Source organism: Pedobacter sp. W3I1, from assembly GCF_030816015.1.
Lineage (GTDB): Bacteria > Bacteroidota > Bacteroidia > Sphingobacteriales > Sphingobacteriaceae > Pedobacter.
The window spans coordinates 6,309,897-6,325,970 of record NZ_JAUSXN010000001.1; the positions used below are offsets into that span (position 1 = coordinate 6,309,897).

Consider the following 16,074-nt stretch of genomic DNA (forward strand, 5'->3'; position numbering starts at 1 on the left):
TCCAACGAATCCAATCAATTAACCGTTTTTTTAAACTTCGATAAAAAACTGATAATTTTTATCTCAAAACCGCTACATTCTTTTTGATGTAACCTCAAAATATTGTAAGTTTAAAGTTTTTTAAGCGCTTAGCTTAGAAAAAAATTTTATCTCCATCAATGTTACGTGTCGATAGTTCTAAAGCCTGTAAAGTGGTGTACTCTTTGTGCAAACATGAGTACTTGGGCTATTTAATTGAACCTCACGTGGTTCAACTCAACCCACAGGGGGATTTTTCTTTTACTTATCAACGGGTTTTTACACATACAGCAGAAGAATTTAATGCCTGTTTAAGCGATATTGATTATAAACTGATCAAAATTTTAGATGACATTGAACAAGATTCGCTAATTAAAAAATATTATAAAAAATTAATCAGGCCAACTGAGTTTTTCACTAAAATTTTCGACAATAAATTTTACGAAAATGTTCGCCCTAAAATCGAGAAGAAACTTGCTGAAGCTTTAGAGCTTTTAAAGGTTAAAAACGAGCTTTATGTAATGGACAAAGATGGCTGGCCGGTAGAACGTAAAATCGAACTGGCTGATGAGCCCGCATCTATTCTTTTTCATTTCCGCAGGAATGAAACTGAAACACGTTATTTTCCCACCATCAAATATCAGAATCTCCGCATCGAATTTATGTTTAAAGAAGCACAGATCATCAGCAACAAACCTGCGTGGTTATTGCTTAACGATGTATTGTACTTTTTTGATCAGGATATTGAAGGAAAAAAACTGCAACCTTTTTTAAATAAGCGCTTTATTGCCATACCTAAAACAACTGAAGCCACTTATTTCGAAAAATTTGTTGCCCCTTTAATCGAGAAACACCATGTGTATGCCGAAGGTTTCGAAATCAGGACTGAACAATTTGAAGCTATACCAGTAATTAAAGTTTTGTATGTGGATGGCGGACTTTCTCAGATTCAGTTGTACTTTAAATATGGCGAATATACTTTCCCTGTGGAGAATGCACATAAAGTAACCGTACGTTTAGAAAAAACAGCCGATAACTATATTTTTCACCGCATCAAACGTTCGGCAGAATGGGAGAAAAAACAGTTTAACCTACTGCTCTCCTTAGGGCTTAAAAAAACGAGTTCCTTATTCAGTAATCTGGAAGTAGCCTCTGCCGAAGAAAATCCGAGCTATGGCGCTATTAATTGGGTAAACGAACACATTGAGATCTTAGAAGCATCGGGTTTCGAAATTGAACAGGCCACAGGGCAGAAAAAATTCGTACTCGGCGCCAGCAAAATAGATCTTGAAGTTAAAGAGGGAAACGATTGGTTCGATATCCATGCCGTAGTATGGTTTGGAAAATACCAGATCCCTTTCCTCTCTTTAAAACAGCATATTCTACATAAAAAGCGTGAGTTTTTATTGCCCGATGGCGAAGTGGCCATTATTCCCGATAAATGGTTTACGCAATACGGTAGTTTGTTCAGTTTGGCAGAAGCCGGAAAAACGCTAAAATTAAAGAAACATCATATTGGTTTAATTAACGATTTGGCCGAAGATAGTTTAGCTAACGTAACCCTCGAGCGCAAACTCCAACGCCTGTCAGACTTTGAAGATATTGCCGATACGCAAATGCCTGTTCATTTTAAAGGCAGTTTACGCGATTACCAGAAAGCCGGTTATAACTGGTTCAGCTTTTTACGCGAATACAATTTCGGTGGTTGTTTAGCAGACGACATGGGTTTGGGTAAAACCATCCAAACGTTGGCCATGCTGCAAAAGGTGAAGGAAGATGATCAATTGCTTGAAACACAAACGACCTCCCTCATCATCATGCCTACCTCTTTAATTTACAACTGGTTAACAGAGGCTAAAAAATTCACGCCAAAACTTAAAATACTGGCACATACAGGCACCAACCGAAATAAAGATGTTGCCAATTTTGCCAATTACGATATTATCATTACCACTTACGGGGTAACCAGAGTGGATGTTGATGAATTGAAAAACTTTTATTTCAATTACATTATTCTCGATGAGAGTCAGAATATTAAAAACCCGGCATCAAAATCGTTCAAAGCCGTTAGAAGCTTAAAATCGAAACATAAATTGATTCTGAGCGGTACACCTGTTGAAAATTCAGTGAGTGATTTATGGTCGCAATTAACTTTTTTAAATCCTGGTTTATTAGGTACGCAAGCATTTTTCTACGAAGAATATGTGCAGGCGATAGAAAAGAAAAAGGACGAAGAAAAAGCGCGTAAACTCCAATCGATTATCAAGCCTTTTGTACTCCGTAGAACAAAAGAGCAAGTGGCGGCAGAATTACCACCTAAAACGGAACAGGTAATTTATTGCGACATGAGCGAAGATCAGGCCGCTTATTATGAAAAAACAAAATCGGCCTACCGCAACGATTTGTTGCAGAGCATGGACGATGGAACTTTCGCACAGAAACAGGTGCAGCTATTACAAGGATTAACAGCCTTACGTCAGCTGGCCAACCATCCCATAATGATTGATAGCGCTTATGTTTCAGATTCGGGAAAGTTTGAAAACGTAATCCATACGCTGGATAACGTACTTAAAGGCGGACACAAAGTTTTGGTTTTTTCTCAGTTTGTAAAACATCTGGATATCTTCAAAAAACATTTTGAAGCGGAGCATATTCCATTTGCTTATTTGGATGGCTCAACCCGTAATCGTGGCGAGATCGTTTCCGAATTTCAGCAGAATACCGAGCTAAAGGTCTTCTTAATCTCTATAAAAGCTGGTGGCGTGGGTTTAAATCTAACTCAGGCCGACTATGTTTTTATCCTCGATCCATGGTGGAACCCTGCAGTAGAACAACAAGCCATTGATAGAACGCACCGTATTGGACAGGATAAAAAGGTATTCATCTACAAATTCATCGCAAAAGATACCGTTGAAGAGAAAATCCTCGCTTTACAGAACCGTAAAAAATCGCTGGCAAATTCCTTAATTACAACTGAAGAAAGTTTCTTTAAATCGTTAAGCAAGGAAGATATACGGGATATATTGAATTAAAATCGCCACAGGCGATTGGTTCATTAGTCATTGGTTCATTGGTTAGTATAATGCCCATACGTATTGAATTTTTGAGTTAAACCTCACGCATTCGTCATCCCTAGAGCTATCGTCATGCTGAATTTATTTCAGCATCCATCTGGCCATTAAGATCCTGAAACAAGTTCAGGATGACGAACACAGGAGATCAGGTTAAATTTACCGACTCTACAACCTAACAAATCCCTTAAATGATCTAAAGTGTCTTAGGTGGTTAAATTAATACAAAGTACCCTCCCCAATTAAAATTCTTTCAAAACTCATTCCTACCTTATTTGTTATACCATAGAATATAAATTCTATCATCATGACAAATCAAGATTTTAATACGGCTGTAAACAATGTTAAGGAAGCTTGGAAGTACCCAGAGTTATTCCAAAACGTTTCAAAATCTGAGCGTTGGTTATCTGGCGCTGCAGGGACATATTTACTTTTTAAAGGTATCACCAGTATTTTTTCACATCCGGTAATAGGCCTAACCGGTGCAGCAATTGGTGCAGGCTTATTATACCGTGGCATAACAGGTTATTGCCCAATGCGCGATTTGGCCGAGCAACAAAAAGAAGACCTAACCCCTGATGAGGTGATTATAAGCGAAACTTATGTTGTTGACGATTTAGGGTAAAATTTTAAATACTAAATTTCTATTTCTTAATAAACTGGTTAACTTTAAAAAGTTAACCCATTATCATGAACAAGTACACACTATTATTTATTCCCGCACTTTTTGCAGGACAAGCTATGGCACAAGATAAAAAACCAGATCCTGCCAAAGACCCCAAAACTACCGAAGTTTGGGAACCCGTTCCTAAAATTGTTACGCCAGGTAAATTCCCTCAGGATGCGCCATCTGATGCGATTATCCTTTTCAATGGAAGAAATCTGGATGCATGGCATTCCGTTAAAGATCCTTCTAAACCAGCAGCATGGACTATAGACGATGGATTTTTTACAGTAAAAAAAGGCACAGGCAATATCGAAACCAATAAGAAGTTTACCGATTACCAGCTACATATGGAATGGAAAATTCCTGAAAATATTTCTGGTGAAGGCCAGGCACGCGGAAACAGCGGTGTATTTTTAGCCTCAACAGGCGGTGGTGATGACGGTTACGAAATCCAGATTATGGATGCTTATAACAACAAAACCTATGTTAACGGACAAACTGGAAGTGTTTACAAGCAAGCAATTCCTTTAGCCAATGCCAACAAGAAACCAGGCGAATGGCAATATTACGACATCATTTGGAACGCGCCACGTTTTAACGAAGATGGAATAGTACAAAAACCAGCAAGTGTTACCGTATTTTTAAATGGGGTACTTTTACAGAACGGATTTGTGTTAAAAGGTGAAACCAGGTATATTGGTGCCCCTGAATATAAAAAACATGGCCCTGCTTCAATTAAATTACAAGATCACGGTGATCCAAGTCCTGCTATCAGTTACAGGAACATCTGGGTAAGAGAATTATAATTTCAACAAAACAACAATAAGGAACCTGCAGGCCAAAAGTTTGCAGGTTTTGTTTTTATAAATAAATTAACAGATAATTGTAGTCAAACTAAATACGATCTAACGCCTTCAAAAAATGAAAAGAAATTTGCTTTGTGTGATTACTTTATTGTTTCTGTTTTCTTGCAAACCTCCGGAAAAAGATTTACCACAAATTGTAGTAAAAAAAGCAGGCGATGGATTTATTGACCTGGCATTAAACATTGTAGGCAAAAAAGAAACAGATTCTACAATAATTTTCAAAGTCCAAGGGCTACATAACACTGATACGGTTGGCCTCGAAATTTCATTGAAAAAAAATATCAAGGCTGGTATCGTGAATGGAGATATGAAAAACACATTTTTATCAAATGGAATTTCATTGCGGTCCTTAGGTAAGGAGAGTGACAGATTTTTAACTTCACTTGCATCTCTATATAATTTTAAATCAAAAAGTGGGATGCGTACTGATAAGATGATTTTTGAGGTAGCAAACTTAAATGAAACAGATGTAGATTATAATTCTGGGCAATATCGATTTAAAGCATTTCTACAAACAGATACAGACGTTCCTGAACTTTTTATAAATTTCGACTTCACCAATCAGCTTATAGCTTTAAACGAAAAGGATCAGGAATACAGACAAGGCATAATAGATTACCTAACAAAAAAACAATAATGAACAAAGGCAGATTAGAAGCATTTAGTGATGGGGTAATTGCAATTATCATCACCATTATGGTTTTAGAGATTAAGGTTCCGGAGCATGGTGAAACTTTAGCAAGCTTAAAACCACTTATTCCAAAATTCATCAGCTATGTTTTAAGTTTTATCTACGTAGGTATTTACTGGAATAATCACCACCATTTAATGCATGCCGTTAAAAAAGTAAATGGATCAATGCTTTGGGCCAACCTTAATTTTCTGTTCTGGCTTTCTTTATTTCCGGTGGCTGCCGGGTGGATGGGTGAACATCATTTTGCCTTATGGCCGGTTGCGGTTTACGGCGCTGTGCTCCTGCTTGCCGCCGTTTCTTACACCCTGTTGGTAATCGTAATCAAAAGAACAGAAGGACAGCATTCGCTTGTGGTGCATGCCATTGGGAACGATGCAAAAGGGAAATTCTCATTACTTTTTTATATCGGGCATTGCATTAAGTTTTATAAACCCATGGATTGGTGTTGCACTTTATTTCATTGTAGCCTGTATCTGGTTTATTCCGGATAAACGGATAGAAAATGCAATGCGAGAACAAGGCTTAATTGACGGGAATAACGGGTAATAACATTAATGCAGACTTAGATTTACAAAAGCCACCAAAATTAACCTCTTTGGCATAAATACTTCACCAATAATTGTAATGCCAGCCCTGGCCATCTAGCCCCGATTGAAGTAAAACGTAAAGCGGGAAGAAACCCCAATAACTGTAGCCAGCTGCGCTCCAGATAAAACTCAAAATGCCTGTTGACATCATGCCTTCTGAAGCGTCTCCATGTACAATTCACGATTAATCATCTCTGCACCCAAACTCATTAAATGATCGTTGGGCAACTGGCAATCGATTAAATCGATATTCATTTTACTTAAAAAAATCAATGCTGCTTTTGAGGCATTGCTGACATGGCTAAACATACTTTCGCCGCAAAAAACACGGTTTACTTTTAAACCATATAAGCCTCCAACCAGTTGATCAGCTAACCAAACCTCTACACTGTGCGCATAACCTTGTTGATGAAGATTGATGTAAGCCTCTTGCATTTCGTTCGTAATCCAGGTACCATCCTGACCTTTCCTTTCAGTAGTTGCACAATTGCGGATCACTTCTGTAAAATCCTGATTAAAGGTGATCTTGAAAACTTCCTGATTTAAAATTTTCCGCATGCTTTTACTGATCTTGATCTTATCAGGATAAATCACACAACGTTGGTGTGGCGAATACCAGAGGATTGGTTCCCCTTCGCTAAACCATGGAAATATACCATTCGAATAGGCAACTAACAATCGCTCCATACTCAAATCACCCCCAATGGCCAATAAACCATCCTCTTCTGCCAAAGCCGGATCTGGAAAGCCTGGGTGATCATCTGGTAACTGAAAAAACATAAACAAAAATAAGAAAGAAAACAAAGATTAAACCCTGGCGTTTTAAATATGTCATACTGTAAAACAGTTCATTATGAGCGCAAAAGATAATTTCTTAAAAGTAAAACATCTTTATCACCGTGCCGGCTTCGGCATTTCTTATGCAGACTTACAAAAATTAAGCAAGAAAAACCTCGCTAAGGTGGTAGATAATCTGCTTAAAGATTCCCAAAAAAACGATCCCATTAATTTAGTGAATGATTACGAATCGAAACGGCAGCTTCTGGTTCAGGCGGGTTTATACTCAAAAAAAGACCTGAATGATGAAGAAAAGAAAATGCGTCAGCAGATTGTGCGTGAGCAAAACGAAGTAAGCCGCGACCTGAATATTGCGTTCATTAACAAAATGATCAATACCGATGCCCCGTTAAGGGAAAAGATGACACTTTTTTGGCATGGTCACTTTGCCTGCCGCAGCAACAATCCATTTTTTGCACAACAACTAAATAACATCCAAAGAACAAATGCACTGGGCAGCTTTAAAACCTTATTGATTGAGGTTTCTAAGTCGCCCGCGATGTTGCAATACCTGAATAACCAGCAGAACAGAAAAGGTAAACCAAATGAGAACTTCGCGCGCGAGCTCATGGAACTTTTCACCTTAGGTAGAGGAAATTATACCGAGCAGGACATTAAAGAATCTGCCCGCTCTTTTACCGGATGGATGTATGACAAAGATGGCTCGTTTATTTTCAGACAAAACCTGCATGATTCCGGAACAAAAACCTTTTTCGGTAAAATCGGGAATTTTGAAGGTGAAAACATCATCGATATTATTCTCGAGAAACCTGAAACCTCGCAGTTTATCGCCCGGAAAGTATATAAATTCTTCGTAAATGATAATCCGAATGAGACCCACGTTAAAGAACTTGCCGCTCATTTTTATAACTCGAAATACGACATCGCCTCGATGATGAAAAAAATGTTTACCTCTGATTGGTTCTATAGCCCTGAAAATGTAGGCACAAAAATTAAGTCGCCTGCCGAATTTTTGGTGGGCTTAAGTCGTGAGTTTTATGTTACTTATAACAAACCACAGGTTTTAATACAGCTACAAAGCAGTCTGGGGCAATATTTATTTAATCCGCCAAATGTTGCAGGCTGGCCTGGCGGGCAAAGCTGGATTGATAGTTCATCATTAATGTTAAGGATGCGCATTCCTTCGCTGGTTTTAAATGATGGCGAAATCGATTTTAGCGGTAAAGCCGATCCTGAAGATGAAGCGGTAATTGCCTTAAGCCGCACAGCGACCACCAATGCAAATGCCAATATGAAACCAAAATCGTACGTAAACGCAAATGCAGACTGGCCTAAATTTTTAAACACCTTGCCAAAAGGATTAACGCCATTGGAACTAACCGAGTTTTTATTGCAACCGAAATTAAATGCTAAAATAACAACCATGGTAAGCGATAATAAAGGATTGAGAAGTACTGCAGTCGAAATTACCAGTATGCCCGAGTATCAGTTGTGCTAGAGAACAGTTAATAGTCGATGGTTGATGGTCAAATAGCCAATTAGCTAAGCGCCCAAGCAATTAACCATTAAACCATGAACCATTGACTAAAGACCATCAACAAAAAAAATTACACCATGAACAGAAGAAATTTTTTAAGAAATACAGGGTTTGTAGCAGCAGGTTCGCTATTCGTTCCGGCTTTTATGAAACCACTTGAGGCCATGGCACTTGATGAATTGAGCCTTTACAAAAACCTGGTTGTAGTACAACTTTCTGGCGGAAATGACGGCTTAAACACGGTTGTTCCCTTTGGAAACGACATTTATTATCAAAAAAGAAAAAGTATTGCCATTAAACCTGAAGAGGTAATTAAACTTAACGATATGCAGGGCTTAAACCCCAACATGGCCGCCTTGCAAGAAATTTATGATCAAGGATGGATGACTATTATCAATGATGTTGGCTACCCCAACCCAGACCGCTCGCATTTCCGTTCGATGGATATCTGGCAAACGGGTAGCGATAGCAATCAATTTTTATCAACCGGATGGATTGGCCGTTATTTAGATAGCAATTGCCAAACCTGCAAATTCCCTTATACCGCAATAGAAGTTGACGACTCACTCTCTCTGGCGATGAAAGGGCAAACCAAAAAAGGAATTGCATTAAAAGATCCTGCAGCTTTGTTCCGCAATACGAACGATCCGTTTTTTAAGGCGATGTTGCAGAATGACAAGGAACATTTAGATGAAGATAATTTAGGCTATTTGTATAAAACCATGATCGAAACTTCATCTTCTGCCAGTTATATTCAGAATACCTCCAAAATTTATCAGTCTAAATCTACTTACCCAACATCGGGTTTTGCAAACCAGTTGAAAACGGTTTCTAAATTTATTTCTTCGGGATTAAAAACCAGGGTTTATTACGTATCGTTAAGTGGTTTCGATACACACGTGAATCAAATTGGTCAGCAAGGCAATCTGCTTAAACAATATAGCGAGGGCATGGCTGCTTTTTTGAAAGATTTAAAATCGAACAATAAGCTTGAGGATACCCTGGTGATTACCTTCTCTGAATTTGGCCGTAGGGTAGAACAAAACGCCAGTAACGGTACCGACCATGGAACGGCAAATAATATGTTTGTTTTTGGCGGGAAATTGAAGAAACAAGGAATCTTTAATGCAGCCCCTAACCTAAGTGATTTAGATACCGGCGATTTAAAATATCAGTTGGATTTCAGGCAGGTTTATGGTACCATTTTAGATAAATGGTTAGATGTAAACAATGCAGATATTTTGAACAAAAAATTTAATACGCTTGATTTTATATAAGTTGAGCGCCAAAGGAAGAAGCCATATTAAAAGATATAAATCTGTCACGTTGAGCTAGTCGAAACGCCTTGCTATACATTTTTAGTGAGTCCTTCGACAGGCTCAGGATGACAAATTGATATTAATGATATAGCCTCTTCTTATTTTGCACCAAAAATAAATCTTTACTTCCTTTTTAATACATATACCGGTCGGTTTGAAGATTGATCCACCTGCTCAGTGTAAACACTAAACAACTCATAGCCATAGGCTTTCATTTTGTTCACGGCATCAATTGCTGAATTAAACTCGAGTTTTTTATCGTTGTCATCTCTGATGTACAGTTCGCTATAATCGCCTACCTTTTGTCCATATTCGAGCGCAACCCATTGTTTATCTGCTAAAAAACTTTTTACGGCACGAATCTGGATATAATCCGCGTGAATATCAGTCAGCTTCACGCCATTTACATTTTGCGCTTTGGCACGCGACAGCCCAAAGCATGCGACGAACGCCGCTGCAAGAATTAATTTTTTCATGTTATGTTTCCTTTTGTGTGTGATTCTAAATTACGAAGAATCCAATTAGAATGCATTAACCAACTGTAACAAAATACCCATTATTAAATCTTAAATTAAAAAACATAATGAACTTTTTAGGCAATATTATCTGGATTATTTTTGGCGGTATCTTTATTTTCTTCGAATATATTATTGGAGGATTAATCCTTTGCCTAACTATTGTAGGCATTCCTTTTGGCATTCAGTGTTTTAAATTTGCCATTGTAGGCCTTGCTCCTTTCGGGGTTAAAATCACTGATACCTCTTCAAATACAGGCTGCCTGTCTACCATCATGAACCTGATCTGGATTTTATGTGGTGGTTTCTGGATTGCGTTAACACATTTGTTTTTCGGTATCCTGCTTTGCATTACCATTGTAGGCATTCCATTCGGCCGCCAGCATTTTAAGTTGATGAATTTAGCCTTTACGCCTTTCGGAAAGTCGATTTCTTGATTTGAATAAATTTAATATAGTTCCGTCATTTCGACCGCAGTGGAGAAATCTGTAAACATTTTTTTCGAAAAGCAGGGTTCTGCACTTATCGGATTCGAAAGTCCCGCCATTCGCTGTAGCCCTCATGATCCCGATGAAAAATCGGGACGGGGCTGTCGCTACTGTCGGGTTTATTGAACTTGGCTTGTTCCCATTAGCAAAAAGCCCTGTACTTAGCCCCGATTAAATGGATGCCCACGATACTTCATCGGGGCAGGAAGGACATCTATATATTGTAGCGCCATTTCCAACTTGATTGGAAACCACGAAGTGCTCATGAATGCCTTTGAAAACATGAAAACTTATGAATAATCGTAATGCCCTGGTAGGATTTTAAGTTGCATTAAGATTCCCGCCTGCGCGGAAATGACGCCCTTTGAAACTATTGAATCAAACCTATTGATTTAGAATGTTCAATTGCCTCCTTACTTTCATTAAATAAGCAAGCTTTTACATTTTTATCCTCTACTTTTTTGAGAAATTTCTTCGATTCTGCTTCTTTTTCAGGACGAATATTACGGATATACACTGCCTCAATGTTTTCCGGATATTTCTCCACTATTGTCGAATAAATTTCAGGGTCGTGCTGTGAATTATCGCCAAAGAAAACAAACTTCTGATTGGGGAAAGCGTCTAAAATCCGCATTACCCTCAATAATTTACCTTCGTGCCCTGTTTTACCTGTTCTGACTAAATCTTTCCATCGTTTTAATGTATTTAAAAGAAAAGCGCCATCAGGCAGTTTATTATACCTGAAAGTCTCGACCAAATAATCATACAGGTTCCATTCGCTGCTACTTACATAAAAAAAAGGATTGGGCCGATTTGCTTCGGTATGCGACAGGGCCAATTGCTGATAGTGACTGGCTGCATCAGTAAAAGTTTTACGTGTATGCGGGTTTTTGATAAACAGCTCTCTCAACCTCCTTCGAATAGTTGCCGAATGAGAAATCATCACGGTATCATCCACATCAGAAATAAAAGCATATTGCGTAATGTGTGGCACATATACCCTGCCTTCTCCAGCACTTAAAACTTTTCCGTTTTTATCAACAGCTTCCACTTTAACAAAATGCCAGCCCGCAGGCACATCGTGTCGGGCCTTCCATTCGAATTTAAAAAAGCCATCTCCTTCGGTTTTATTGTAAATAGTCTGATCGAAAAATTGCAAACGCACCTCAACAAAAGCATAAGGTTTTAGGATAAAGAGCTTTAGAAGATGTACGATGTTAACAAACAGATTATTACTATATACCTGCTGTGTTTTCGCCTTGCGTTTAAAAACATGGCCATAAACAACCAAATTGTTTGTGTGGCCATAGCCGTGATATACTTTAACACTAACAGATTTATTCATCTGTATTAAAACAGAGTTTACTAAAAGTTGTTTGTTGATATAAACCATAAAGGTAACCCATGAAATTATTATTCATCATCAACCCAGGCTCAGGCAGTCATGACATTAACTTGAAGGAAGTAATTTCTACCCATTTCGATGCTAAAAATACAGAGATCGATCTTTTCGAATTACCTAAAGATTGTTCTTTAGAGAAGATAAAAGAGAGGATTAAAAGTGCGAAAGCAGATCGCGTGGTAGCAGTTGGTGGCGACGGAACCTTAAAACTGGTTGCCGAATGTATGTTGCATACCGAAATCCCTATCGGGATTATCCCTGCCGGCTCGGCCAATGGGATGGCGAAAGAATTAGGCATACCAACTGATATTGAACTGGCTTTAGCCATTTTGGATGAAGGACGTTTACAAAAAATTCATGTGGTTAAACTTAACGATGAGATCTGCATCCATTTATCCGATTTAGGTTTTAATGCCTATCTGGTTAAAAAATTTGATACCCTGCCTCAGCGTGGTATGTGGGGTTATGCAAAAGCCACCTGGCATGCCTTATGGAACCATAGCAGAATGGAAGTGCAGCTGAAACTTAAAAATGAAACCATTACCTCTAAGGCAGCCATGGTGGCCATTGCCAATGCAACCAGGTATGGCTCTGGATTAATGATAAACCCTGATGGAAAATTAGACGATGAACTTTTCGAAGTGGTTTTGGTAAAAGATTACTCCTACCTTGAAATCTTAAAAATATGGATCACCAAATTACCTTTCAACCCTAAAAAAATAGAAGTATTTCAAACTGCTGAGGTTAAGATTTCTTCGAAACATAAAGCACACTTCCAGGTTGATGGAGAATACATTGGCAAGGTGAATACGGTTGAAGCAAAAATTCTTCCTGCTGCCATAACGGTGGTTTTACCTAAGGTATCAGAAGGATGAACGGTGAATTTTAATCGTAAAATACAATCTGAAGAATTCGGCAATAAAACAGATACGGAATAAAATATCAAACCACCGTTCGCCGAGATTTAACACTTCTGGTAGATAAGTAATAAAGCCGATAGAAAATATCCATACCACCAAACGGAATGGAAACTGAATGTAATAGGTAATAAAGCCGAATTTCTTAAATAAGATTAAACCCGTTGCCGAAATAAAAAGCGATACAAATAAGGGCAATAGTAAAATAACCTTGGCCTGCGAAAGTATCTGATCGGGAATTTCGTTCAGGTGTGTTAAAATCTGCCAAAACTGCTTAGCAAGCAATAGAATGCTGATGATATCCAATAAGGCAAAAAATCTGCTGGTGCTCTTCATCTACTTACAATACTTTGCTAAATAATCATCAGCCTTTTTACTTCCCATATATTTAACAAATAAAAAATCCTCACAAGCACCTTGTTTATCGCCCTGTTTTATTTTTTTTAAGGCCATTTTTATCCTGTCGCCCAAATATTCATCATCAATACCCAGCTGGTTTTTAATGGCAATTATCTGAACCTCCTGTCCGGGTTTTGCCTGGCTGATGTTTTTATAAAAATTAATGACCGAGTTGGTTAAGGCTTCTTCTGTCTGATAACTGCGGATAGCCTCTTGAATGGCTTCACTTGATTTCCCTTCGCAATTATAGCCCGAAAGTTTAAAATTAACCGGAGCAACAATCGAAACTGTTGTATCGTAACCCGCCGGAACCTGCCATTTACCACTGCTTAAACGCACCAATCGCAAGGCTTCTTCATCCAGGTCAGACAATATTCCTTTGCTAATTTTTGAAAAATAAACCCTACCCTGGCCATTGAGTTTAAAACTTACGCTCACTGTTCCCTGGATACAATTATCTTTCGAAAACTGAGGATAAATCGTATTTTCCCTTAAGAAATTTGTAAAACCACTTTTACCCGATTTAAACTGAACCTGACCAATGGCCAATGAACAGCAGAAAAGCAAACAAAGGGTAAGCAGGTTTTTCATGATACTAATTTACGGTTTATTCAGGTTTAACCGCAAAGAACGCAAAGTTTTTCGCAGAGGAAAGAGGAGTTCTTTTGCCACGAAACTAACCCGGCCGTCGTGCTGAATTTATTTCAGCATCTTTCCTGCAATAAGACCCTGAAATGAATTCAGGGTGACGACACTAGACTAAGAACCGCTCCGGTACCCTTGTGCTTTTTCTCTGCGTATTCAGTGGTTAAAAATTAATAAAAAGTAGCTTTCAAAATCAAATTCGGGTCGGGGCAGTTTGCCAGGTATTTTTCTCGCTCGCTAAACTTACAAACGCCTGGATAATCACCTTTTAATCCTTCCATGTTTTTGATCAGCTGGAAATGAAGGTGTGGTGGCCAGTAACCGTTCTCCTCTTTTGCGCCTAACGTTGCAATTTTAGCTCCGGCAGGAATAAACTCACCTTCCTTAAGCCCATTTAACGAAGCCAAACTTAAATGCCCATATAAGGCATTAAATTTAAGTCCACCTATTTCATAAGCCAAGATAATTGTTGCGCCATAATCGCCAAAGTTATTGTTATTGGCAAAACTTTGCACAGTGGCATCATAAAAATTGTATATCGGTGTTCCAGCTGCCCCCCAGATATCTACACCTAAATGTAACCTGCGGGCTTCATCCCCGGCATCAAAATGAGCACTTCGTGAATATATGGTACGGTGTTCATCATAACCGCCAATTCCATAACGAGCATTATTACGGGCTAATTTTTCATTTACCCAGGCAGAAAACAAATCGGTATTTTCCAAAATTTCATCTGTTAACTCGGTATTCGCTGCAGTAAAATCTAAAGGTAAAAGCTGGTCATGATTTACATCAAAATCAACCACCTTGTGAATCAATGAAGCATTCGTTTGAATAAGCTGCTCAAAAGTTTGCATTTAATCTACTTAAAAATATAAACGAGGTTATAAATATAATGAGACAAGGCTCCTCCAATTACAAACAGGTGCCAAAGTTCGTGACTGTGCATCCACCTAAACAACTGTTTATCCTTTGCATAATAATAGGTTCCGGCAATGTAAAAAACGCCACCAAACAATAACCAGAAAATTGCACCAATTGGTAGTGTGCCAAGCATTTTCTGTAGCAAAGGCACAATTAAGCAGCCCATTAAAATATAAATAGACAATGAGATAGCCGTGCTTTTTAAGCGGTTAAAGATTTTAAGCAGGCAACCAACGATGGCAATAATCCATACAATGGCAAATAAACTCCACCTTAACCAGCCATCGAAAACCAGCAAAGCAGTTGGCGTGTAAGAGCCTGCTATCATCAGATAAATGCAGCAATGATCGAATTTTTGCCAGAAACGTACACCATAATCGGTCGCCGGATAGCCATGGTACATGGCACTTACGCCAAATAGGATAAAAGTACCTATGCTATAAATCCAGGCTGCAGTATATTCAATGGATGTATTGCATTTTTGGAGCAATATATAACCTGCCGGAATCGCAATTAATGCCGGTATAAAATGAGTGAAGAAATTAACGGGTTCCCTTAGCTTCCTCACAAAGATTATTCGCTGTCTTCGTCCTTTTGTCTGGGTTCTTTAGCAATCTTATCGAAAAGATGGTCCATACGTTCTACGTATTCATTGGTATCATCTACAAAGAAAGTAAGCTCTGGCACTACCCTAACCTGATGGCGGATTCTGCTTCCCAGTTTATATCTGATTTCGCCCGAATGTGCGTTAACGGTATTGATAGAAAGCGTGGTATTATTGGTATTAAAAAAGCTCAGGTAAACTTTAGCCACTGCCAAATCCGGCGAAACCCGAACGCGGGTAATGGTTACCAATGTATTGGGCAAAAACGCAGCACCTTCCCGCTGAAAAACCTGTGCTAACTCCTCTTGTAATACTCCTGCAAATTTCTGCTGACGTTTACTTTCCATAATGTTATAATTATCAATTACCAATAATCAATTATCAGACCATGCCTGGCCTATAAAATTAAATTGATAAGGTTTTAAAATCATCAATATCAAATAATCAATTATCAGACCATAACTAGTCTGCTAATATTAAATGATATCAATAATAAATATTCTAAAAATGTAAAAACTTTTGAAACTTCACAACCTGAGCTCGATTAATACCATTCCAAGGCGATCGTCATGCTGAATTCATTTCAGCATCTCTACTACAAATAGACCCTGAAATAAATTCAG

At 38.4% G+C, this 16,074-nt stretch carries 17 protein-coding genes; 9 read left to right on the top strand and 8 right to left on the bottom strand.

Annotated elements, in window-relative coordinates; genetic code table 11:
• Nucleotides 1-158 precede the first annotated feature (158 nt).
• The 5 genes from QF042_RS25910 (at nt 159) to QF042_RS25930 (ending at nt 5,807) form a co-directional block, all read left to right on the top strand.
• Complete coding sequence (locus QF042_RS25910; RefSeq protein ID WP_307533071.1) at nt 159-3,050, top strand: DEAD/DEAH box helicase; 2,892 nt, start codon at nt 159-161, stop codon at nt 3,048-3,050.
• 346 nt (nt 3,051-3,396) lie between these two features.
• Nucleotides 3,397-3,714, top strand: coding sequence for a DUF2892 domain-containing protein (locus QF042_RS25915; protein ID WP_307533073.1), 318 nt, complete (start codon nt 3,397-3,399; stop codon nt 3,712-3,714).
• 65 nt (nt 3,715-3,779) lie between these two features.
• Complete coding sequence (locus QF042_RS25920; RefSeq protein WP_307533076.1) at nt 3,780-4,562, top strand: DUF1080 domain-containing protein; 783 nt, start codon at nt 3,780-3,782, stop codon at nt 4,560-4,562.
• Nucleotides 4,563-4,677: 115 nt separating this feature from the next.
• Nucleotides 4,678-5,259 carry a hypothetical protein gene (locus QF042_RS25925; protein ID WP_307533078.1) on the top strand — a complete coding sequence of 194 codons (582 nt, stop codon included), beginning with the start codon at nt 4,678-4,680 and terminating at the stop codon, nt 5,257-5,259.
• Nucleotides 5,259-5,807 (top strand): TMEM175 family protein, encoded by a 549-nt coding sequence (locus QF042_RS25930; protein ID WP_307533079.1) that lies wholly within the window; start codon nt 5,259-5,261, stop codon nt 5,805-5,807. Before QF042_RS25925 ends, QF042_RS25930 begins: the two co-directional genes overlap by 1 nt.
• A 243-nt stretch (nt 5,808-6,050) precedes the next feature.
• On the opposite strand, the gene aat is transcribed toward QF042_RS25930, so the two are convergent.
• Nucleotides 6,051-6,683, bottom strand: a complete 633-nt coding sequence (gene aat, locus QF042_RS25935) for a leucyl/phenylalanyl-tRNA--protein transferase (RefSeq protein WP_307533081.1) — start codon at nt 6,681-6,683, stop codon at nt 6,051-6,053.
• 73 nt (nt 6,684-6,756) lie between these two features.
• Here aat and QF042_RS25940 point away from each other — a divergent pair, with 73 nt between their 5' ends.
• Nucleotides 6,757-8,199 carry a DUF1800 family protein gene (locus tag QF042_RS25940; RefSeq protein ID WP_307533084.1) on the top strand — a complete coding sequence of 481 codons (1,443 nt, stop codon included), beginning with the start codon at nt 6,757-6,759 and terminating at the stop codon, nt 8,197-8,199.
• Between the two features lie 116 nt (nt 8,200-8,315).
• Nucleotides 8,316-9,515 (top strand): DUF1501 domain-containing protein, encoded by a 1,200-nt coding sequence (locus QF042_RS25945; protein WP_307533086.1) that lies wholly within the window; start codon nt 8,316-8,318, stop codon nt 9,513-9,515.
• Nucleotides 9,516-9,679: 164 nt separating this feature from the next.
• Here QF042_RS25945 and QF042_RS25950 read toward each other — a convergent pair whose 3' ends face one another.
• Nucleotides 9,680-10,033 carry a hypothetical protein gene (locus QF042_RS25950; protein ID WP_307533088.1) on the bottom strand — a complete coding sequence of 118 codons (354 nt, stop codon included), beginning with the start codon at nt 10,031-10,033 and terminating at the stop codon, nt 9,680-9,682.
• Nucleotides 10,034-10,140: 107 nt separating this feature from the next.
• On the opposite strand from QF042_RS25950, the gene QF042_RS25955 reads away from it, so the two are divergent.
• Nucleotides 10,141-10,509 (top strand): YccF domain-containing protein, encoded by a 369-nt coding sequence (locus QF042_RS25955; RefSeq protein WP_029274540.1) that lies wholly within the window; start codon nt 10,141-10,143, stop codon nt 10,507-10,509.
• A gap of 421 nt (nt 10,510-10,930) precedes the next feature.
• Here the strand turns inward: QF042_RS25955 and QF042_RS25960 are convergent, their stop codons facing one another.
• The gene (locus tag QF042_RS25960) at nt 10,931-11,905 is read right to left on the bottom strand and encodes an App1 family protein (RefSeq protein ID WP_307533092.1); all 975 of its coding nucleotides are present in this window, start codon (nt 11,903-11,905) and stop codon (nt 10,931-10,933) included.
• 59 nt (nt 11,906-11,964) lie between these two features.
• On the opposite strand from QF042_RS25960, the gene QF042_RS25965 reads away from it, so the two are divergent.
• Entirely contained in the window at nt 11,965-12,837 is an 873-nt protein-coding gene (locus QF042_RS25965) for a diacylglycerol kinase family protein (RefSeq protein ID WP_307533093.1), read from the top strand.
• Here the strand turns inward: QF042_RS25965 and QF042_RS25970 are convergent.
• The 5 genes from QF042_RS25970 to rbfA form a co-directional block, all read right to left on the bottom strand.
• Nucleotides 12,826-13,215, bottom strand: coding sequence for a hypothetical protein (locus tag QF042_RS25970; protein ID WP_307533095.1), 390 nt, complete (start codon nt 13,213-13,215; stop codon nt 12,826-12,828). The two genes, QF042_RS25965 and QF042_RS25970, sit on opposite strands and share 12 nt — an antisense overlap.
• Nucleotides 13,216-13,869, bottom strand: a complete 654-nt coding sequence (locus tag QF042_RS25975; RefSeq protein WP_307533097.1) for a TonB family protein — start codon at nt 13,867-13,869, stop codon at nt 13,216-13,218. It abuts the gene before it with no gap.
• Nucleotides 13,870-14,093: 224 nt separating this feature from the next.
• On the bottom strand, nt 14,094-14,780 hold the full coding sequence (locus QF042_RS25980) for a peptidoglycan DD-metalloendopeptidase family protein (protein WP_307533099.1): 687 nt from the start codon (nt 14,778-14,780) through the stop codon (nt 14,094-14,096).
• Nucleotides 14,781-14,785: 5 nt separating this feature from the next.
• Nucleotides 14,786-15,415, bottom strand: coding sequence for a hemolysin III family protein (locus tag QF042_RS25985; RefSeq protein ID WP_307533101.1), 630 nt, complete (start codon nt 15,413-15,415; stop codon nt 14,786-14,788).
• Between the two features lie 5 nt (nt 15,416-15,420).
• Nucleotides 15,421-15,798, bottom strand: coding sequence for a 30S ribosome-binding factor RbfA (gene rbfA, locus QF042_RS25990; RefSeq protein WP_029274533.1), 378 nt, complete (start codon nt 15,796-15,798; stop codon nt 15,421-15,423).
• Nucleotides 15,799-16,074 lie beyond the last annotated feature (276 nt).